Source organism: Sphingomonas sp. SKA58 (assembly GCF_000153545.1).
Classification (GTDB): Bacteria; Pseudomonadota; Alphaproteobacteria; order Sphingomonadales; family Sphingomonadaceae; genus Sphingobium; species Sphingobium soli.
This window is the reverse complement of sequence record NZ_CH959307.1, coordinates 420,055-438,294: the sequence shown is the minus strand read 5'-3', so window position 1 is coordinate 438,294 and position 18,240 is coordinate 420,055. Positions and strand designations below refer to the sequence as shown.

Below are 18,240 nucleotides of genomic sequence, written 5' to 3'. Positions count from 1 at the left end.
ACCGAACGGGGAGAGGGAGCAAATGACCGCCGAACAGAAATTCCGCCAACTGGCTGCCGAAAAGATCCTGATCTTTGACGGCGGCTATGGCACGTCGATCCAGAAACATGGCCTGGCCGAAGCCGATTATCGCGGCGAACTCGACTTGGCGAAGGATCAGAAGGGCAATAACGACCTGCTCTGCCTGACCCGCCCCGACATTGTAGAGGGCATCCACACCGCTTATCTCGACGCGGGCGCGGACATGGTCGAAACCAACACGTTTAGTTCGACCAAGATCGCCATGGCCGATTATGGCTGCGAACATCTGGTCTGGGACATTAATCTCGCGGCGGCCAGGCTGGCCCGCTCGGCGTGCGAGAAGGCAAGCGCGAAGGACGGCAAGCCGCGCTTCGTCTGCGGTTCGATCGGCCCGACCAACAAGACGCTTTCCATCTCGCCCGACGTCAACGACCCCGCCTATCGTGAGGTCGACTATGATACGCTCAAGGCCGATTATCGCGAACAATGCGACGCGTTGATCGCGGGCGGGGTGGATTTCCTGCTGGTCGAAACCTGTTTCGATACGCTCAATGCCAAGGCTGCGGGCATGGCCGCGCGCGAAGCGGAAGCGGCGGCCGGACGCTCCGTGCCGCTGATGCTCAGCTTCACCATCACCGACATGTCGGGCCGCAACCTGTCGGGCCACACGATCAACGCCTTCTGGTATTCGCTGCGCCATTTGAAGCCGCTCACTATAGGGGTGAACTGCGCCTTCGGCGCGGATCTGCTGCGGCCTTACCTCAGCGAACTGTCGAAGAATGCCGACACGCTGATCCTGGCCTATCCCAATGCCGGACTGCCCAACGAACTGGGCCAATATGACGAGCTGCCCGAAACCACCGCGAAGCTGATCCGCGACTGGGTGGATGAAGGGCTGGTCAATATGGTCGGCGGCTGCTGTGGCACGACGCCTGCGCATATTGGCGCGGTGGCGAAGGCGCTGGCCGGTCACAAGCCGCGTATGGTGCCCGATCTGCCGGTCGTGACGCGGCTCGCGGGCCTCGAACCCATGCATATCGCGGCCTGAAACCCACATCCGTTCGGTTCGAGCTTGTCGAGAACCGGGCGCGGATGCTTCTCGACTTCGCTCGAAGCGAACGGATATTGATAAGATGACCACCCAATCCACCGCCAACTTCGTCAACATCGGTGAACGCACCAACGTCACCGGTTCCGCCAAGTTCAAGAAGCTGATCATGGCCGGCGACTATGCCGCCGCCATCGATATCGCGCGCGATCAGGTCGAAAACGGCGCGCAAATCGTCGACGTGAACATGGACGAAGGCCTGCTCGACGCGGTCGAGGCGATGACCACCTTCCTCAAGCTGATGACTGCCGAACCGGACATCAGCCGCGTGCCCGTGATGATCGACAGCTCCAAATGGGACGTGATCGAGGCGGGCCTCAAATGCGTGTCGGGCAAGCCGGTCGTCAACTCGATCAGCATGAAGGAGGGTGAGGAAGCCTTCCTCCACCACGCGCGCCTCTGCATGGCCTATGGCGCCGCTGTCGTCGTGATGGCGTTCGACGAAACCGGGCAGGCCGACACAAAGGAACGCAAGGTCGAAATCTGCGAGCGCGCCTACAAGCTGCTGATGACCATCGGCTTCCCGCCGGAAGACATCATCTTCGATCCCAATATCTTCGCCGTGGCGACGGGGATCGAGGAGCATAATAATTACGGCGTCGACTTCATTGAGGCGTGCAAGGAGATCAAGGCCCGCTGCCCGCATGTCCATATTTCGGGCGGCCTGTCGAACTTCTCCTTCTCCTTCCGGGGCAATGAGCCGGTACGCCGGGCGATGCACAGCGTCTTCCTCTACCACGCCATTCCGGCGGGGCTGGACATGGCGATCGTCAATGCGGGGCAGCTCGACGTCTATGACGCGATCGACCCGGCGCTGCGCAAGGCGTGCGAGGACGTCCTCCTCAACACCGACCCCGAAGCGGGCGACCGCCTCGTCGCGCTTGCCGAATCCTTCAAGGGCAAGGATGCCGCGTCCGAAAAGGCGGCGCAGGAATGGCGCGGCTGGCCGGTTGCCAAGCGGCTGGAACATGCTCTGGTCAAGGGCATCGACATGTATGTGGTCGAGGATACGGAGGAAGCCCGCCTGGCCGCCGCCCGGCCGATCGAGGTGATCGAAGGCCCGCTGATGGACGGCATGAATGTCGTGGGCGACCTGTTCGGCGCGGGCAAGATGTTCCTGCCCCAGGTCGTGAAGTCCGCCCGCGTCATGAAGAAAGCGGTCGCGCATCTGCTGCCCTATATCGAAGCGGCAAAGGAGCCGGGCGCGAAGGGCAAGGGCAAGATCGTCATGGCCACGGTCAAGGGCGACGTCCACGACATCGGCAAGAATATCGTCGGCGTCGTGCTCCAGTGCAACGGCTTCGACGTCATCGACATGGGCGTAATGGTGCCCTGGCAGGACATATTGAAGGCCGCGAACGAGAATGACGCCGACATGATCGGCCTGTCGGGCCTTATCACCCCTTCGCTCGACGAGATGGTGACGGTGGCTGCTGAAATGCAGCGCGCCAACATGACGATGCCGTTGCTGATCGGCGGCGCGACCACGTCGAAGGTCCATACCGCGCTGCGCATCGATCCAGCCTTCACTGGCCCGGTCGTCCATGTGCTCGACGCCAGCCGCGCCGTCGGCGTCGCGACCGCATTGGTGTCGGACACGCAAAAGACCGATTTCGTTGCCAGGACGAAGGCCGATTATGATCATGTCCGCAAGGCGCGGGAAGGGAAGGGGCAAAGCCAGCTTCTCTCGATCGAGGACGCGCGCGCCAACGGGTTCGAGATGGACGAGGCTTTGAAAGCCCCGCGTCCGCGCCTGCCCGGCGTGCATCGCTTTCCCGACTGGGATTTGAAGGATCTGGTCCAATATATCGACTGGACCCCTTTCTTCCGCGCATGGGAACTGGCGGGCAATTATCCCGCGATCCTGGACGACGAGATTGTCGGCGAAAGCGCGCGCAGCCTGTTTGCCGACGCGCAGAAGATGCTGGACCGGATCGTCCATGAAAAATGGCTGACCGCGCGTGGCGTCTGTGGCCTGTGGCCCTGCCGCCGGGTCGGCGACGACATTATCGTCCATGTCGAGGACGAGAAACATGTCCGCCTGCCCATGCTGCGACAGCAGATCGCCAAGCGCGAAGGGCGGGCCAATATGTGCCTGGCCGACTTCATCAGCCCCAATGGTGACTGGATGGGCGGCTTTGCCGTGTCGATACACGGCATCGAACCGCATCTTGCCCGCTTCAAGGCGGCGATCGATGACTATTCGGACATTCTTCTGAAAGCGCTGGCCGATCGTCTGGCCGAAGCCTTTGCCGAGCGATTGCACTATTATGTCCGCACCGCGCTATGGGGCTATGCCGAAGGGGAGCAGCTGACCAACGAAGCGCTCATCAAAGAGCAATATCGCGGCATCCGCCCCGCGCCCGGCTATCCCGCCTGCCCGGAACATAGCCTCAAACCCCTGCTGTTCGACATGCTCGACGCGCATCACGCCACAGGGGTTTCGCTGACCGAAAGCTTCGCCATGCTGCCGACGGCGGCGGTCAGCGGCTTCTATTTCGGCCACGATCAGGCCGAATATTTCGGCGTCGCCCGCGTCGGCCGCGATCAGTTGGAGGATTATGCCGCGCGGCGCGGTATCGACCTGGAAACGGCCGAGCGTTATTTGCGCCCCAATCTCGACTAAGGCGGACTTCCAGGGCGACGCGTCATCGCGCGTCGCCCGCCCCGGTCAGAAATCCAGCTCGGCGCGCCAGCCAATGACATCGACGCTGTAGTCCCGGTCGTCCCCGGCCAATATCGCCGCGTCGCCAAAGCGCAGATGGGCGTAATTGACGTTGAAGCGCAGGAACTCGACCGGCGTCCACACCATCGCGGCGATCACCGCCTTTTGCGTGCCGCCCACGATCCCCTTGTCATTCAAGTCCAGATAATCGTAGCGCAGCGTCGCCTGCAACGCGCCCCATCCGCCGCTGCCGACCGGGCCGTCAGGCGTCACCGTGCCGAAAATGCCGTTCTTATACCCCCGCTGTTCGCCGGTGAGCACATAGCCGACTTCGCCATAGCCGCCGAAAAAGAGCGGATCGGCAACGCCAGCTTGCGACACCCGCAACCAATGCGCCTCGCTTGCCCACCAGAAGGGGCCGCGTTCGCCGGCAAACTCCAGCCCATAATGGCTTTCGCTTTTCCCGACGATCTGCGGCGTCGCCAGGAAGCGGCTGTTGGCGGAATGAAGATAGGCGCGCTGGCGATAGCGTTGGCCGACCGACGAGAGCCGCTGGAAATCGCGCCAATGGCCCGACGCCGCCAGATGCAATTGCGTGTCGCCCCATTTGGGCGCCAGCACGATGCGCCCGTCGAGGGAGTAGCTGTTATTCTCGTCCCCGCCATCGGCGCCGTCCGCATCATTGGTCAGCGAATCGGCACTGTCGGAAAACAGGCCCGCCTGCGCCAGCAGGATGCCCTTGCGATATTGCACGGACAGCCCCAGCCGCCGCTCGAAATTGAAGGCGTCGGTAAAGGCCGCGCGCTCCATCACCGCGCCGCCGGTATCGCTGATCAGTTCGTCCAGCGACTGGAAGCCATTATGATTGCCCAGCGTCACCAGCCACGGGCCCTTTTCATAGGTGATGAAGGAATCGACCAGATCGACGCTGTTGTCGGACAGTTCCAGTTCCAGCTTGTAGCCAAAGCCGCCGCCGATCGTGCCTTCGCCGCCCAGCCGCAGTCGCCGCAATTCGTTGGAATAGCCCCGCGCCCGGTCCGCGACGCTGTCAGGCGTCATCAGCAGTCCGGCGTCATATTGGATGCGACCCTTGGGGTGGAAGGTCATCTTTCCCTGGGAAAAGACCGGGCCTCCCTTCCAGCGAACCGCCGTGGGCGTTTGGGCGGGCGGGGCGGGCTCGGTGGCGGCCGCCAGTGGTGGCGGGGCAGGGGTGCCGCCCTGCGTCGCGGCCATCACAGCCGCCGAATCACCACCGCCGATGCGCGCTTCCAGCCGGTTTATCTGGGCCTTGAGCGCGGCGATTTCGGCCCGCAACGCCGCGGCCTCCTGCTGGCTGATCGCCTGCGCCGCGGCAGGGACGTGCGCCGTTGTCAGGATCAGCGCGATCGCGGTCATCGGTTTCAAAGCTGGCATGGGCACGCCCTTTCTCTGGGCGGAGCCAATATGAACTATTTATTGCATATAAGGGTCTTTAATATTGCTAAAATATGACAGTGGTTCAGGTGGAACCGGGGTTGGTGATTGCGCGTCCATTCGCTACTCCTGCCGACCCATGCGCATCGCCTTTTCCCTCCCGCGCGCCCTGCGCCTCGCTATGCCGCCGCTTGGCGCGATGCTGCTCGGGCTGTCGGCCTGTTCGAAAGAAGATAGCGGACTGATCGTCGTCAGTGTCGTTGGCGATCGGGACGACCTGAAAAAGCCATTGCAGCAATTGCCGGACCCGGCCGCCAAGCTGTTGCTGGAAAGCACGGCGCAGGGTCTTGTCGCTTTCGATGCGCGCGGGGACATCGTGCCGGGGCTAGCCCAGCGCTGGATCGTCGAGGATGATGGACGCAGCTACATCTTCCGACTGCGGCGCGCATTCTGGGCTGATGGGTCGCGCGTCACCGCCACCGCAGTCGCGCGGATGCTGATGGCGCGCATCACCAGCCTGCGCCAGCTTGACCCCGATGGCCCGCTCGATGCGGTTCAGGCGGTCGTGCCCATGACGGGTGAGGTCATCGAAATCCGCATGGTCGCCGCGCGCCCCTATATGCTCCAGATGCTGGCGCAGCCGCAAATGGGTATCCTGTCGCGCGATGGCGGCACCGGGCCTTACCGGGCGCGGCGGCAGGGCGGCGCGTTGATGCTGACGCCGGTGGACCGGTCGACGGGCGACGATGACGCAGAGGAAGAACCGATTCCGCCCTCGATGCTGCGCGTCCTGCGTGCCGAGCGGGCGGCGCTGGGCATCGTGCGTTTTCGCGAAGGACGCTCGGCGCTCATGTTGGGCGGTCGGTTCGCGGACGTGCCGCTGCTCGTGCCCGCCGGCATAGACCGGGACGCGGTGCGGATTGATCCGGTGCAGGGCCTGCTCGGCCTTGCGGTGGTCGGCACCGGCGCGATGCTGGACGATGACAATGTCCGCGCCGCGATTAACATGGCGATCGACCGCAGTCAGTTGCCCAATCTCTTCCCGCTCGGCGGCTGGACCACGACCGATCGCATTGTCCCGTCCGACCTCGACCTTGGCCGCGCCCCGACCGCGCCGGCTTGGGCCAGCCAGTCTATGGACGATCGCCGGGCGCGGGCGAGCGCGACCATCACGCGCTGGCGCGCCGATCATGAGGATGTACCCGCGCTGCGCATCGCTCTGCCCGAAGGCCCCGGGGCGACATTGCTGTTTGGGATGCTGCGCCGGGACTTGGGGGCGATCGGCCTTGCCGCCGAACGAGTCGCCATGACCGATCCGGCCGACCTGCGCCTGATCGACGAAGTCGCACCCTATGACAGCGCGCTATGGTATCTCGGCCGTGTCGGCTGCGCGCGCAAAGTGCATTGCAACCCCGCCGCCGACGCCGCGATGCAGTCGGCCAGCCTTGCCAGCACTACGGAGGAGCGGCTGGCCCGCATCGCCGAAGCCGAAGCGCTGATTCAGGCGCATAATGGCTATATCGCGCTCGGCGCGCCGGTGCGCTGGTCGCTCGTATCGCGCCGCCTCGGCGGCTTCATGCCTTCGCAGCGCGCGCGCCACCCATTGAACCATCTCCTCGCCTCCCCCAATTAGAGAAGGTGGAGGAGACAATTGATGGCGTTATCGCAGGACCAGTTCGACCATATCGTGCGGGACATGCCGGGCTTTGGCCGGGATCCGGCCTCGGTCCGCCGCCGGATCGAGGCGATGGAGGCGATGCTGGAGGGGCTGTTCGTGATCCCCGGCACCAACCGCCGCGTCGGGCTGGACAGCTTGGTCGGCCTGGTGCCCGTGGTGGGTGACATCGCCACCGCCGCGATGGGGGCGTGGATCGTGTGGGAAGCGCGCAGCCTTGGCATGTCGAAATGGCATCTAACGCGCATGGCCGCCAATGTCGGGATCGACACGCTGGTCGGCGCAATCCCGTTCGCCGGCGATATCTTCGACTTTCTCTACAAGTCCAACACAAAGAATCTGCGCATCATCCGCAAGCATCTGGACCGCCATCATCCCGCGACGGCGGTGATCGACCAGTAATCAGTCCTTTTTGCCATCCTTGGCGAGCGGCTGCACCTTGGGGTCAAGGTCGAGGATAAGGCCGGGCTTGCGGGCGGGGGCCAAGCCGGATGCGCCGCGCCGCGCTGGCCGGGCGACAGGGATGCTTGGCCCCGGCTCGATCCGCAAATAGCTGGGTCCCGGCGCCCCGCCCTGATGCGCCGGACAGCGCGTATATTCCATCGCCCGGTCCATGCAGATCCACACTTCGCTCAGCCAGTTGCCGCGCACGGTGGTGACGCGCAGCATCTCCGGCTCCAGCCGCTTGTTCGCGGCGGCGAAGGCGGCGGCGAACTGCGCGACCGTCAGCGTCTTGCGCTGGGCGAGCGCGGCCATGTCGGGATAGCGCAGCGACTGGTAGAAGGCGCGCGACAGGTTGAAATACAGTTCCGGCTTGGTCGTCATGCAGGTGCCATGTTTGGCCCATTCATGCTGGATCAATTGCACTGAGGGCGTCGCGCAGAGATTGTCCCGCACCACATCGCGCGGCACCAGGTCGGCCGGCCGGCAATATTGTGGCCATTCCTTGCCAACGCCATCGGGCCACAGGCCATGCAGGGTGAAGCCGAATTTGCCGTTGCGCCCGCCGCATTGCAGGCTGCCGCGATCCCGCGCGGTTGAACAATATTGCGGCGTCCAGCTGATCGCCAGCGTGTAGCTGCCGATCGGCAGCACGCGCTTGGGCTCCTTGGCGGTCGGCCCCTCGGCTTTGGGCCGGGGCAGGGTGGCGGGCATCCGGCATTGCGCCGACTGGGCCAGCGCCGCTGAAGGCGCGACCATGAGCAGCAGGGCAAGGATCAGCCTAGGCATAGTCGAAATCCAGTCCGATGTCGGCCGCCGGCGCCGACTGGGTCAGCCGCCCGACGCTGATATAGGTAACGCCCGTCTCCGCCTTGGCGCGGATCGTGTCCAGCGTCACGCCGCCCGACGCTTCGGTCGGCACCCGTCCGCCCACCAGCGTCACCGCTCCGCGCAGCACGGGCGCGGCCATATTGTCGAGCAGCAGATGCGTGGCGCCGGCGCTCAGCGCCGGTTCGATCTGGTCGATCCGGTCGACTTCGACGATGATGCGCTCCACCCCGGCGGCGACGGCGCGACGCACCGCTTCCTCCACCGACCCGGCGACCGCGACATGATTATCCTTGATCATCGCCGCGTCCCATAGGCCCATGCGGTGATTGGTCGCGCCGCCCATCCGCGTCGCATATTTCTCCAGCACCCGCAGCCCCGGTATCGTCTTGCGCGTGTCAAGCAAGGTCGCGCCCGTTCCCATGATCGCATCGACATAGGCGCGGGTCATCGTCGCGATCCCGGTCAGATGCTGCACCGTGTTGAGCGCCGACCGCTCGGCCGTCAGCATCGCGCGCGCCTTGCCACGGATGCGCATCAGGTCAGTGCCCGCCGCGACCCGGTCGCCATCCCGGTGCAGCATCTCAATCTCGACCTGCGGATCGAGCGCACGGAAAAAGGCGACCGCGATCGGCAGGCCCGCCAGCGTCACCGCGTCGCGGCTGTCCATGACGCCCTCGAACATGGCGTCGGCGGGGATCACCGCCTCGCTGGTGACGTCCCGGCCATCGGGGCCAAGGTCTTCGGCCAGGGTGGCGGCGACGAAGGCGTCAAGGTCGAAGTCGGGAAGCGCGAATGCGTCAGGAAGAAAGCCGTTCATGGGTGCCGTCTTTCATGGCTGCCAGGAAATCGCAATAGCGCGCCTCCAGTTCATCGAGCGACGGCCCGGCCAAGTCCAGCTGCGCCTGCGCCATCAGCAGGGCGCCTTCCTCGCGTAGCCGCGCACGCCGGCCGGTCAGGCTCAGCGTCGATCCCGCGCCCAGCAGGCAATCGAGAAACTGCATCGCCGCGATCGGGCTGGTCGCCGCCGCCGCGCGGATGCCGCCAAAGCCGCGCCGCACGAAATGATCGAAATCATCGTTCATCGGCACGATCCGGTTCCAGTCATAATCGCCCCGGTCCGGCCCGCCGCGCAGGTCGCGCGCGCCGATCTGCGCGGTCGCCGCGCCCAGCCAGTGCAGGGCGGTGACGGCGGTGAAGGGATCATTGATGCCCGGCGACAGCGCCCGCAGCGCGATTTCCACCAGTTCGTCGATCAGGAATTCGATATCCTGTGATGGGGACCGCATCGCCCCCAGCGAGAAACAGCCGCGCAGCCGGTCGGCCATCGCATCATCCGGCTCCGCGCCGACGACAGCCAGCAAAACCACGTCGGGATGGACAAAATCGCCCGGCCGCAGCCGCAATTCGATCCGACATTCTGTGTCCCGCGCGATCCGGTCCAGCCCGGCAAAATCGATGATCTGGATATAGCCCGTGCCGGTCGCCGCCACCGGCGCCCCCTGCGGCGGCTGATCCTGCTGCTCGGCGGCGCACTCTTTGGGAAAGCGATCGCGCACGCTGCGCAGCAGTCGCTCGCCAATCCCTTCCAGCACCGCGTTGATGCGGATGGAGGCGGGAACATGGTTGAGGAAATAGACCAGAACGACGATGGAGGCCGCCATCAGGCTGGTGGCGATCAGCAGCGACAATTGCGGCACGAAGCCGGGGTCGCCCGCCGTTTCATAGGCGTCGCGCACCACGCGCAGCACCAGCACGGAATAGACGAAGGTGGCGATGAAGGTTGCCAGCGACAGCTGGTTGCCGCGATCCTCCATGAAATTGGACAGCAGGCGCGGGCCATAGCTGCCCGACGCATAGACGACGGCCGCAATGGTGATCGAAAAGACGGTTGATGCGACACCGATCATCGACCCGGATATGACGTTCAGGACATTGCGCGCGCCTTCGGGCCGGGCTTCGTCCACCCAGTCATGGCTGGTCAGCCACTGCGCCGCGCCATGGCGATCCATCCAGACGGTCAGGATCGCCAGCAGCGCGGCGCTGGTCGTGAACAAAGCGGGATAGAACCAATAGCTGGCCCGCGTTCCCTGCCACAGCGCGCGCAGCCGCGCGATCATCGCGGATCAGGCCTCAGCCACGCGGGCCGACATCGCCCTGGCCCACCGTGCCGCTCGCCATGTCCAGCATCCGGTCCAGGCTCTTCTTGGCCTGCAACCGCAATGTCTCGTCCATTTCGATGCGTGGCTGCAAGTCGCGCAGGGCCAGATACAGCTTCTCCATCGTATTGAGCGCCATATAGGGGCAGATATTGCAGTTGCAGTTGCCGTCCGCGCCCGGTGCGCCGATGAAGTTCTTGTCCGGCACCGCCTTTTGCATCTGGTGGATGATATGCGGTTCGGTCGCGACGATCAGCGTGTCGCCCGGCATCGTCTTGGCGAAATCCAGGATGCCGCTGGTCGATCCGACATAGTCGGCATGATCGACGATATAGGGCGGGCATTCGGGATGCGCGGCGATGGGCGCGTCGGGGTGCTGCGCCTTGAGCTTGAGCAATTCGGTTTCGCTGAACGCCTCATGCACGATGCACACGCCCGGCCACAGCAGCATGTCGCGGCCCAGCTTACGCTTCAGATATCCGCCCAGATGCTTGTCCGGGCCAAAGATGATCTTCTGATCGGCCGGGATCTGCGCCAGTATCTTTTCGGCGGAGGACGACGTCACGATGATGTCGGACAGCGCCTTCACCTCGGCCGAACAGTTGATGTAGCTCAGCGCAATATGATCGGGATGCGCCTCGCGGAACGCCTTGAACTGGGCAGGGGGGCAGCTGTCCTCCAGGCTGCATCCCGCGTCCATGTCCGGCAGCACGACGATCTTGTCCGGGGACAGAATTTTCGCCGTTTCCGCCATGAAGCGCACGCCGCAGAACGCGATGACATCCGCGTCCGTCTCCGCCGCCTTGCGCGACAACTCTAGCGAATCCCCGACGAAATCGGACAGGTCCTGAATCTCGGGCGACTGGTAGTAATGTCCCAGGATGACGGCGTTGCGCTCCTTGCGCAGCCGGTCGATTTCCGCGCGCAGGTCCAGTCCCTGCAATGATCCGCCTATGCCGCCGCGTGCGTCCACCCTGTCATCTCCGTCTAAAGCATTTGGACGGGCAGATAAGCGGGCAAGCGCGGAGGATCAAGGACGGCGATCAGGGATGCCGGGGCCAGTCGGCGTATAAAGGCCGCGCCGCGCCCGGCGTCCCTGCGGTCATGGCGTCGCCGATCGCCCGGCCGATGGGGCTGAAGGCTATGACCTCCGCAACGATCTGCGTGCCAAAGAGGAGGGCAAGGCCCCAAATATAGGCAGGATGGATCACGCCGACCCGCCCTTTGTCCCGCCACATCCCTGCAATGATGAACAGCGCAGGAAAGGCCACCGCCGAAATCACCCAGGCCATCGGCATCATGAGCGGCAGAGGCAATAGTCGGCCGAACCCCGGCCCTGTGATCGACGCCATCGCGCACAGCATCAGCCGGCTGTGCCAGTCGGTACGGCGCCGCATGCGGATCGCCCACAGGACGATCGCGGCAAAGGTAAGGATGCCGATCGGATTGCCGATCAGAAATTCGTCACGGGCAAAGAAGAAGGGGCCGCCATATGCGCGAATGACGTGAATCGTGATCGCCATCCCCAGCACGACCATCGCAGGCACCCAGGCCAGGGCCAGCCAGCCCAATTGCTTGTGAAGCCTGGTCGATCCGGTCGCCACCAATCCCGTCTGAAGCAGGTAGAGCACAACCCAGCCGAAAAAGGCGACGGCATGGACATGATACAGGATCGGCGACGCGAAGCTGGATCGTTGGAACAGGATGTTGGTGGAAAAACCCGCGATCAGCACGAAAGCCATGATGCAGGCGCTGATGAAGAAAAAACGATGCTCTCGCTTTAAAACGGTTGCAGCCGATACTGTCTTCGTCGCCATGATGCCCCCACGCATGCCTGACTGACGTGATGATATCATTGCCGAGGGGGACCGGTCAATTTGACATGATCATCCTGCTATCGATTCCGGGCCAGCACCTCGTTGATCGGCGTGGTAACGTCCCATTGCTCGCGATTGTCGCCCTTTCTTTCGGGCGGGAAGGTGACGATCACGCGCGCATCGCCATAGCCCATGGCGGCGAGCGGCGCGCCCATCAGCCTGGCGAGCGCGGTGCGCCCATATTCGCGCGCCTGCGCCATGCGTTCGGGCGACCGCGCCGACGCTTTTGCCCGCGCTTCGGCATGGGCCGACGCCCGGCGGCTGAGCGCCTCGCCCGCCTCGCGCGTAACGAACAGGCCGCTGGTGCGCACCAGCGTGCGGCGCGCCTCGTCCAGATTGGGCGTGTCGGCCTTCACATCGGGCGCGTTGACGATCAGCGTGCGGCGCTGCTCGTCCCACTCCAGGTCGCTGGCGGACAGGCCCGACAAGTCGACGAAATAATCCACCGTATAGGGCATCTTGACCACCTGGTCGGACTTGAGCCAGCCAAAGCCACGGACATCGCGCGCGGTGCTTTGGATCGTGCCATTGAGCCGCGACACGCGCAGGCTGCTGCTGCCGGCGATCCGCTCGGCGATGATCTTCGTCACCGCCGATCCGTCATCCTCGACGCTCACCACATAGTCGCGATTATAGCGTTGCCAGCCCACCAGCATCGCCGCTCCCACGATCAGGATCAGCAACGCAGCGGCGACCGGCCCGGCATAGGCTTTCAGGTCGCGCGCCACAGCCCGTCCTCCGCCGGATGGGCCAGCCCCCGGCCATTGAGGTCGATCAGATGCGCCAGCACCGACCGGCCCGCCGCGCCATAAAGCCGCGGGTCGACGCCCTTGTACATCTCCGCGACCATGTCGGGGATCGCGCTGTCGCCATGACGCGCCAGGAACCGCAAAATCTGGCCCTCGCGCTGCTTGCGGTGCCCCATCATGCCGCGCACCAACCGCTGCGGGTTTTCAACCGGATCGCCATGGGCGGGGTAGTAGATCCCGTCGTCCCGCTCGGCCAGACGCTGCATCGACCGCATATAGGCGGTCATGTCGCCATCGGGGGGCGAAATCACGCTGGTCGACCAGCCCATGACATGATCGCCGGTGAACAGCGCCTTTTCTTCACGCAGCGCGAAGCAGAGATGGTTGGACGTGTGGCCCGGCGTTGCCACCGCTTCCAGCGTCCAGCCTGGTCCCTCCACAAACTCTCCATCTGCCAGCACTCGGTCCGGCCGATAATCCGGATCGAACGCCGCATCCGCGCGCGGGCCGTCATCCTCCAGCGTCAGTGGCGCGCATCCCACGACCGGGGCGCCGGTTGCCTCGCTGAATGGCCGCGCGCCGGGACTATGGTCGCGATGGGTATGGGTGCACAGGATCGCGACGACCGGCCGGCCGCCAATGGCCCGTGCAATCGCGGACAGATGATCGGGCTGGTCCGGCCCAGGATCGATCACCGCCACCGCCTCGCCGCCCACGACATAGGTCTGCGTACCGGTATAGGTGAAGGGCGAAGGGTTGGGCGCCAGAACGCGGCGCACCAGCGGCGACAGCGTCATCATGATGCCGGTCGGCAGGTCGGCCGGATCGAAAGGGGATGCCATATGTCCCATGTGCCTCTTTCGCCCCGAATTTCAAGAGCGCCTGTCCCTCCCCACTGTCAGTGCCCGCGTCAGCGATTGCCCCCGATCAGGTCGCCAAATTCGCCCAGCACCGAACCTTCGCCCCTGTTTTGCCCGCCACGGCTGCCGGCTGCCGCCAGCATTCGTCCCGCAAGGCGCGAAAAGGGCAGGGACTGGATCCACACATGGCCCGGCCCGCGCAACCGCGCGAAGAACGCGCCTTCGCCGCCGAAGATCATGGATTTGACGCCGCCCGCCGCGACCAGATCGAAATCGACGCCGGGCGTCATTGCCGCCAGGCAGCCGGTGTCCACATGCAGTTCCTCGCCCGGCGCCAGTTCCTTTTCAACCAGCGTGCCGCCCATCTGCACGAACACCCATCCATCGCCCGACAGCCGCTGCATGATGAAGCCTTCGCCGCCGAACAGCCCGGTCATGATCCGCTTCTGGAAATGCACGCCGATCGCCACGCCCTTGGCGGCGGCCAGGAAACTGTCCTTCTGGCAAATCAGCGCGCCGCCATATTGGTCCAGCTTGAGCGGCAGGATGGATCCCGGCGTTGGCGATGCAAAGGCGACCCGCGCCTTGCCGTGGCCCTGATGGGTGAAGACCGTGGTGAACAGGCTCTCGCCCGTCACCAGCCGCTTGCCCGCACCCAGCAGCTTGCCCATGAAACCGCCATCCGCGCCGCCGCTGCCGTCGCCGAACACCGTGGTCATGCTGATCGCGCCGTCCTTCCACACCATTGCGCCCGCTTCGGCGACCGCGCTTTCGCCCGGATTCAGTTCGATCTCCAGAAACTGCAATTCCTGGCCCTTGATTTCGAAATCAATGTCATCGGACAGGCTGGCGCTGCGATGATGGCTCCAGGGGGAATTGGGCATGGACATGCACTCCTGCGGATCAAAGGATGCCCCTCCTTACCGGATCGCGTCATGCCCGAAAACCGTTCACTCTTGCCCATGCGCCTGTGCCATTTCAGGCCAGTGCGTCGCTGGGTGTTCGCGCGCGCTTGGCGGCACGCCTGCAAGCCTCTATGCAGCGCGCCATGCGCATCCTGTCCACAGCCCTGCTCCTGTCCGTCGCCGTCGCCGCGACCGCGCTCGCACAGGGCCAGTCCGCGCCTTTCACACTCAGCGACTCGGGGCGTGGCTATGCCACCCTGTCCGAGGCCCTGAACGCGATCGGCGACGGGCAGGGCACCATCATCGTTGCACCCGGCACCTATCGCCAATGCGCGGTGCAGCAGGGCGGCGTCGTCACCATTCGCGCCGCAAAGCCCGGCACCGCGATCTTCGACGGCGTGCCGTGCGAAGGCAAGGGCGCGCTCGTCGCGCGCGGCCGCGCCACCACCGTCGATGGCATCGTCTTCCAGAATATTCGCGTGCCCGACGGCAATGGCGCTGGCATCCGCCTCGAAAAGGGCGACCTCACCGTCACCAACAGCCTGTTCCGCAATAGCGAGGAAGGCATTTTGACCGGCGACTATGCCGGCGGCCGAGTCAGCATCGACAAGTCCACTTTCCGCAAGCTCGGCCGGTGCGACCGCGATCTCGATTGCGCCCATGGCATCTATATCGGCCGCCTCGCCAGCCTCTCCGTCACCAACAGCCGCTTCGATGAAGGCAATGGCGGTCATTATCTCAAAACCCGCACGCCGCGCGTTACCATCACCGGCAACAGTTTCGACGACAGCGCCGGGCACCTGACCAATTACATGATCGACCTGTCGAATGGCGCGACCGGCACGATCAGCGGCAATGAAATGGTGCAGGGCAAAGACAAGGACAACTGGTCCGCCTTCATCACCGTCGCGCCCGAAGGCCGGGAAAACAGCAGCGCGGGCCTTGTCATCGACGGCAATCGCGCCGGTTTCGTGCCGGGGCTGGAGCGCGGCTCCACCTTCGTCGCCAATTTCACCGATGATGCCGTGCGCATCGGTCGTAATCAGCTTGCGCCCTCGATGAAGGTCAGCGACCGGCGCTGACTTGCGTCGCAATCGTTCCGCCGCGATAAGCCTCTGATGCGTAGCACCTATGACGGCGCGACCGTGCGCCTCTATCATCTGGGTGATGACGGTGGTGTCACCACCCTGCTTTATGGTCCCCTGACGGAAGCGCTGCGCGTCGCCGATCAGCAGCCGGCCGACATGCAGGACGGCCTCTTCATCGCCACCGACAATGATGTCGTCGCCTATCTCGACCTGATCGCGGAATAGCGCGTCACGCTTCGGGCCGCGTCCAGATCCAGCTCCCGCCGATCAGCGCGGCGGCGACCGGGATCAGGAACCAGGGCCAGGGCGACAGGATCAGCGCGAGCGCGATGCTGAACCCGAACGCCGCCACCGCCGCGACCTTGCCCCGCCGGCTGATTGCCCCATGTTCGCGCCAGCGGCGGATATGCGGACCGAACTGCCGATGATTGAGCAGCTTGGCCTCCAGCCGCGGACTCGATCGTGCAAAGCAGAAGGCCGCCAGGATCATGAACGGCACCGTCGGCAACAACGGCAGAAACGCCCCGATCGCGCCCAAACCGATCGAAAGAAACCCCGCGATAAGATAGAGATGCCGCCGCATGGGATTTTTATAGGGCCTTCCTTCTCCCCTCCCTGGAAGGGAGGGGCTGGGGGTGGGTGCCGCCGAGGCACTCGGCGGTCGCATTGAGGATCACCGTCAAAACGCCTTCCAGATTGCTGAACACCTCGCCATTCCAGAAACGTAGCACGGTCCAGCCTCTATCCTTCAGAAAAGCGGTGCGCACCGCATCGTAAACCACTGTATCCTGATGCTGTGCGCCGTCGAACTCCAGCGCCAGTTTGGCAGATCGACACGCGATGTCGACGATGTAAGGGCCGATGACCAGTTGGCGTGTGAACCGCGGGCGATAACGGGACAAGCGCCGCCAGACCATGCGTTCGGCCTCCGTCGCCTCATTGCGTAAAACTCGGGCGTGGCGGGTCATATGATCAGGAACGCGACGCATCTTTCAGGATGGCCGCGCGTGTCTGGCGCCTCCACCCACCCCCGGCCCCTCCCTTTCAGGGAGGGGAGGACGGTTGTTGCTCATCCGCGTCACGCCGCGGGCAGCCGCAACCGCACCAGCAGCCCGCCCAGATCCTCGCTTTCCTCCAGCGCGACGGCGCCGCCGTAAATCTCTGCCACATCGCGCACGATGGCCAGGCCAAGGCCGGTCCCGGGCTTCCCCGAATCGAGCCGCACGCCCCGGTCGAAGATGCGCACCCGTTCCTCTTCGGGAATGCCCATGCCGTCATCCTCGACCGCTATCTCGATCATGCCGGCCGCGCGGCCCACCGTCGCGAACACGCTGCCGCCGCCATATTTCGCGGCATTCTCGATCAGGTTGCCCAGCATCTCGTCCAGGTCCTGCCGTTCCACCCGGACTGCGGCCGTCTTGTCGCCGTCCATGTCGATCCGCGCGTCGGGATAGAGGCGCTGGACGGCGCGCTCCACCGCGCCCAGGCTTTTCCACACATCCGCCCGGCTCTGCGCCGCGCCGCGCCGGCCGACCGCGCGGGCGCGGGCCAGATGATGATCGACCTGCCGCCGCATCGTCGTCGCCTCGCGGATCACCGCGTCGCCAAGGTCCGGCGCCTTGGCGGTCGCCGCGTTCATGATGACAGTCAGCGGCGTCTTGAGCGCGTGGGCCAGGTTGCCGGCATGGGTGCGCGCTTCTTCCGCCTGCCGCTCATTATGGGCAAGGAGGGCGTTCAATTCCTCCACCATCGGCAATACTTCGGCCGGCATCGGTTCTGTCACCCGGCTTTTCTCGCCCCCTCGCATCCGGATGATTTCCAGCCTGACCTTGCGCAGCGGCCGCAGCCCGTAGATCGTCTGCAACGTCGCCAGCACGAACAGGCCCAGCGCCAGCAGCGCGAAACTCTTGAACAGGGTGGATCGCAATGTCTTGATCTGCGCGTCCAGTCCCGACCGCGCCTGCGCCACCATGAACAACCAGTGCGTGTCCGATCCGGGCAGCACCACCGTGCGCTCCATGATGCGCAGGTCCTCGCCGGGGAACTGCTTGCTGTTATAGACGTGCAGCTGGCGATCATTATGTTCGGCCGGCGCCTTGAGCGCCCGGTCCCACAAGGACCGCGACCGCCAATCCTCACGCCCCTTGGCGCTGATCTGGTAATAGAGCCCGCTATTGGGCTCCAGGAATCGCTGGTCGGCCAGTTCCCGGTTGAACAGCACCTCGCCGTCCGGGCCGATTTCCGATGCCGCGATCATCGCGGTCAGCACATAATTCATGCCGTCGTCGAAATTGCGCGTGATCGCGTCCGACAGCACGCGGTCCAGCGCCACGCCGCCGCCGATCAGCAGCACACTGATCCACAATGCGGCAATGCCGATCATGCGCCGGCTGATGGAGCCAGTCGACCGGACGGGGGGAGGGGCTGTCGCGTCGGTCACTATCTACTGTT

Annotated in this window: 18 protein-coding genes; 6 read left to right on the top strand and 12 right to left on the bottom strand. The window is 64.7% G+C overall.

The genetic code is table 11. From position 1 onward, the window contains the following. The first annotated feature begins 22 nt into the window (after positions 1 to 22). Together SKA58_RS11410 and metH are read left to right on the top strand one after the other, a co-directional pair. Positions 23 to 1,069, top strand: a complete 1,047-nt coding sequence (locus SKA58_RS11410; RefSeq protein ID WP_009822588.1) for a homocysteine S-methyltransferase family protein — start codon at positions 23 to 25, stop codon at positions 1,067 to 1,069. Further along, entirely contained in the window at positions 1,056 to 3,755 is a 2,700-nt protein-coding gene (gene metH / locus SKA58_RS11405) for a methionine synthase (RefSeq protein ID WP_332249877.1), read from the top strand. The genes SKA58_RS11410 and metH overlap by 14 nt, the downstream gene beginning before the upstream one ends. A 45-nt stretch (positions 3,756 to 3,800) precedes the next feature. Here metH and SKA58_RS11400 read toward each other — a convergent pair whose 3' ends face one another. Further along, positions 3,801 to 5,189 (bottom strand): OprO/OprP family phosphate-selective porin, encoded by a 1,389-nt coding sequence (locus SKA58_RS11400; RefSeq protein ID WP_009822586.1) that lies wholly within the window; start codon positions 5,187 to 5,189, stop codon positions 3,801 to 3,803. A 157-nt stretch (positions 5,190 to 5,346) separates the two neighbouring features. On the opposite strand from SKA58_RS11400, the gene SKA58_RS11395 reads away from it, so the two are divergent. After that, a complete protein-coding gene (locus SKA58_RS11395) occupies positions 5,347 to 6,840 on the top strand; it encodes an ABC transporter substrate-binding protein (protein WP_009822585.1) in 1,494 nt (497 codons plus the stop codon). Between the two features lie 21 nt (positions 6,841 to 6,861). Then, positions 6,862 to 7,284 (top strand): DUF4112 domain-containing protein, encoded by a 423-nt coding sequence (locus tag SKA58_RS11390; protein ID WP_009822584.1) that lies wholly within the window; start codon positions 6,862 to 6,864, stop codon positions 7,282 to 7,284. Here the strand turns inward: SKA58_RS11390 and SKA58_RS11385 are convergent, their stop codons facing one another. The 8 genes from SKA58_RS11385 to SKA58_RS11350 all read right to left on the bottom strand — a co-directional run bounded on the left by SKA58_RS11385 (position 7,285) and on the right by SKA58_RS11350 (position 14,680). Continuing rightward, positions 7,285 to 8,112, bottom strand: coding sequence for a ribonuclease T2 family protein (locus SKA58_RS11385; protein ID WP_009822583.1), 828 nt, complete (start codon positions 8,110 to 8,112; stop codon positions 7,285 to 7,287). After that, positions 8,105 to 8,971 carry a carboxylating nicotinate-nucleotide diphosphorylase gene (gene nadC / locus SKA58_RS11380; RefSeq protein ID WP_009822582.1) on the bottom strand — a complete coding sequence of 289 codons (867 nt, stop codon included), beginning with the start codon at positions 8,969 to 8,971 and terminating at the stop codon, positions 8,105 to 8,107. Before nadC ends, SKA58_RS11385 begins: the two co-directional genes overlap by 8 nt. Then, entirely contained in the window at positions 8,952 to 10,271 is a 1,320-nt protein-coding gene (locus SKA58_RS11375; protein ID WP_009822581.1) for a DUF2254 domain-containing protein, read from the bottom strand. The genes nadC and SKA58_RS11375 overlap by 20 nt, the downstream gene beginning before the upstream one ends. Positions 10,272 to 10,284: 13 nt before the next feature. Further along, positions 10,285 to 11,283, bottom strand: a complete 999-nt coding sequence (gene nadA, locus SKA58_RS11370; protein ID WP_009822580.1) for a quinolinate synthase NadA — start codon at positions 11,281 to 11,283, stop codon at positions 10,285 to 10,287. 70 nt (positions 11,284 to 11,353) lie between these two features. Then, positions 11,354 to 12,127: a hypothetical protein gene (locus SKA58_RS11365; protein WP_037543488.1), complete on the bottom strand. Its 774-nt coding sequence runs from the start codon at positions 12,125 to 12,127 to the stop codon at positions 11,354 to 11,356. Positions 12,128 to 12,204: 77 nt separating this feature from the next. Further along, positions 12,205 to 12,915: a DUF4230 domain-containing protein gene (locus SKA58_RS11360; protein WP_009822578.1), complete on the bottom strand. Its 711-nt coding sequence runs from the start codon at positions 12,913 to 12,915 to the stop codon at positions 12,205 to 12,207. Then, on the bottom strand, positions 12,900 to 13,778 hold the full coding sequence (locus SKA58_RS11355) for an MBL fold metallo-hydrolase (RefSeq protein ID WP_037543027.1): 879 nt from the start codon (positions 13,776 to 13,778) through the stop codon (positions 12,900 to 12,902). Before SKA58_RS11355 ends, SKA58_RS11360 begins: the two co-directional genes overlap by 16 nt. A gap of 68 nt (positions 13,779 to 13,846) precedes the next feature. Continuing rightward, complete coding sequence (locus tag SKA58_RS11350) at positions 13,847 to 14,680, bottom strand: TIGR00266 family protein (protein WP_037543486.1); 834 nt, start codon at positions 14,678 to 14,680, stop codon at positions 13,847 to 13,849. Between the two features lie 164 nt (positions 14,681 to 14,844). On the opposite strand from SKA58_RS11350, the gene SKA58_RS11345 reads away from it, so the two are divergent. Further along, positions 14,845 to 15,783, top strand: coding sequence for a right-handed parallel beta-helix repeat-containing protein (locus SKA58_RS11345; protein ID WP_037543484.1), 939 nt, complete (start codon positions 14,845 to 14,847; stop codon positions 15,781 to 15,783). Positions 15,784 to 15,819: 36 nt separating this feature from the next. After that, the gene (locus SKA58_RS11340) at positions 15,820 to 16,014 is read left to right on the top strand and encodes a hypothetical protein (RefSeq protein ID WP_009822574.1); all 195 of its coding nucleotides are present in this window, start codon (positions 15,820 to 15,822) and stop codon (positions 16,012 to 16,014) included. A 4-nt stretch (positions 16,015 to 16,018) separates the two neighbouring features. On the opposite strand, the gene SKA58_RS11335 is transcribed toward SKA58_RS11340, so the two are convergent. The 3 genes from SKA58_RS11335 to SKA58_RS11325 form a co-directional block, all read right to left on the bottom strand. Further along, a complete protein-coding gene (locus SKA58_RS11335; RefSeq protein ID WP_009822573.1) occupies positions 16,019 to 16,372 on the bottom strand; it encodes a YbaN family protein in 354 nt (117 codons plus the stop codon). Between the two features lie 7 nt (positions 16,373 to 16,379). Next, a complete protein-coding gene (locus SKA58_RS11330) occupies positions 16,380 to 16,757 on the bottom strand; it encodes an endonuclease domain-containing protein (RefSeq protein ID WP_371388945.1) in 378 nt (125 codons plus the stop codon). Positions 16,758 to 16,867: 110 nt separating this feature from the next. Further along, complete coding sequence (locus SKA58_RS11325) at positions 16,868 to 18,172, bottom strand: sensor histidine kinase (RefSeq protein WP_009822571.1); 1,305 nt, start codon at positions 18,170 to 18,172, stop codon at positions 16,868 to 16,870. Positions 18,173 to 18,240: the final 68 nt, after the last annotated feature.

Bases quoted from the DNA above. Each gene is read 5' to 3' on its own strand.
- SKA58_RS11410 (WP_009822588.1), top strand. From the start codon at position 23: ATGACCGCCGAACAGAAATTCCGCCAACTGGCTGCCGAAAAGATCCTG.
- SKA58_RS11400 (WP_009822586.1), bottom strand. From the start codon at position 5,189: ATGACCGCGATCGCGCTGATCCTGACAACGGCGCACGTCCCTGCCGCG.
- SKA58_RS11395 (WP_009822585.1), top strand. From the start codon at position 5,347: ATGCGCATCGCCTTTTCCCTCCCGCGCGCCCTGCGCCTCGCTATGCCG.
- SKA58_RS11390 (WP_009822584.1), top strand. From the start codon at position 6,862: ATGGCGTTATCGCAGGACCAGTTCGACCATATCGTGCGGGACATGCCG.
- SKA58_RS11385 (WP_009822583.1), bottom strand. From the start codon at position 8,112: ATGCCTAGGCTGATCCTTGCCCTGCTGCTCATGGTCGCGCCTTCAGCG.
- nadC (WP_009822582.1), bottom strand. From the start codon at position 8,971: ATGAACGGCTTTCTTCCTGACGCATTCGCGCTTCCCGACTTCGACCTT.
- SKA58_RS11375 (WP_009822581.1), bottom strand. From the start codon at position 10,271: ATGATCGCGCGGCTGCGCGCGCTGTGGCAGGGAACGCGGGCCAGCTAT.
- SKA58_RS11365 (WP_037543488.1), bottom strand. From the start codon at position 12,127: ATGGCGACGAAGACAGTATCGGCTGCAACCGTTTTAAAGCGAGAGCAT.
- SKA58_RS11355 (WP_037543027.1), bottom strand. From the start codon at position 13,778: ATGGCATCCCCTTTCGATCCGGCCGACCTGCCGACCGGCATCATGATG.
- SKA58_RS11350 (WP_037543486.1), bottom strand. From the start codon at position 14,680: ATGCCCAATTCCCCCTGGAGCCATCATCGCAGCGCCAGCCTGTCCGAT.
- SKA58_RS11345 (WP_037543484.1), top strand. From the start codon at position 14,845: ATGCGCATCCTGTCCACAGCCCTGCTCCTGTCCGTCGCCGTCGCCGCG.
- SKA58_RS11340 (WP_009822574.1), top strand. From the start codon at position 15,820: ATGCGTAGCACCTATGACGGCGCGACCGTGCGCCTCTATCATCTGGGT.
- SKA58_RS11335 (WP_009822573.1), bottom strand. From the start codon at position 16,372: ATGCGGCGGCATCTCTATCTTATCGCGGGGTTTCTTTCGATCGGTTTG.
- SKA58_RS11330 (WP_371388945.1), bottom strand. From the start codon at position 16,757: ATGACCCGCCACGCCCGAGTTTTACGCAATGAGGCGACGGAGGCCGAA.
- SKA58_RS11325 (WP_009822571.1), bottom strand. From the start codon at position 18,172: ATGATCGGCATTGCCGCATTGTGGATCAGTGTGCTGCTGATCGGCGGC.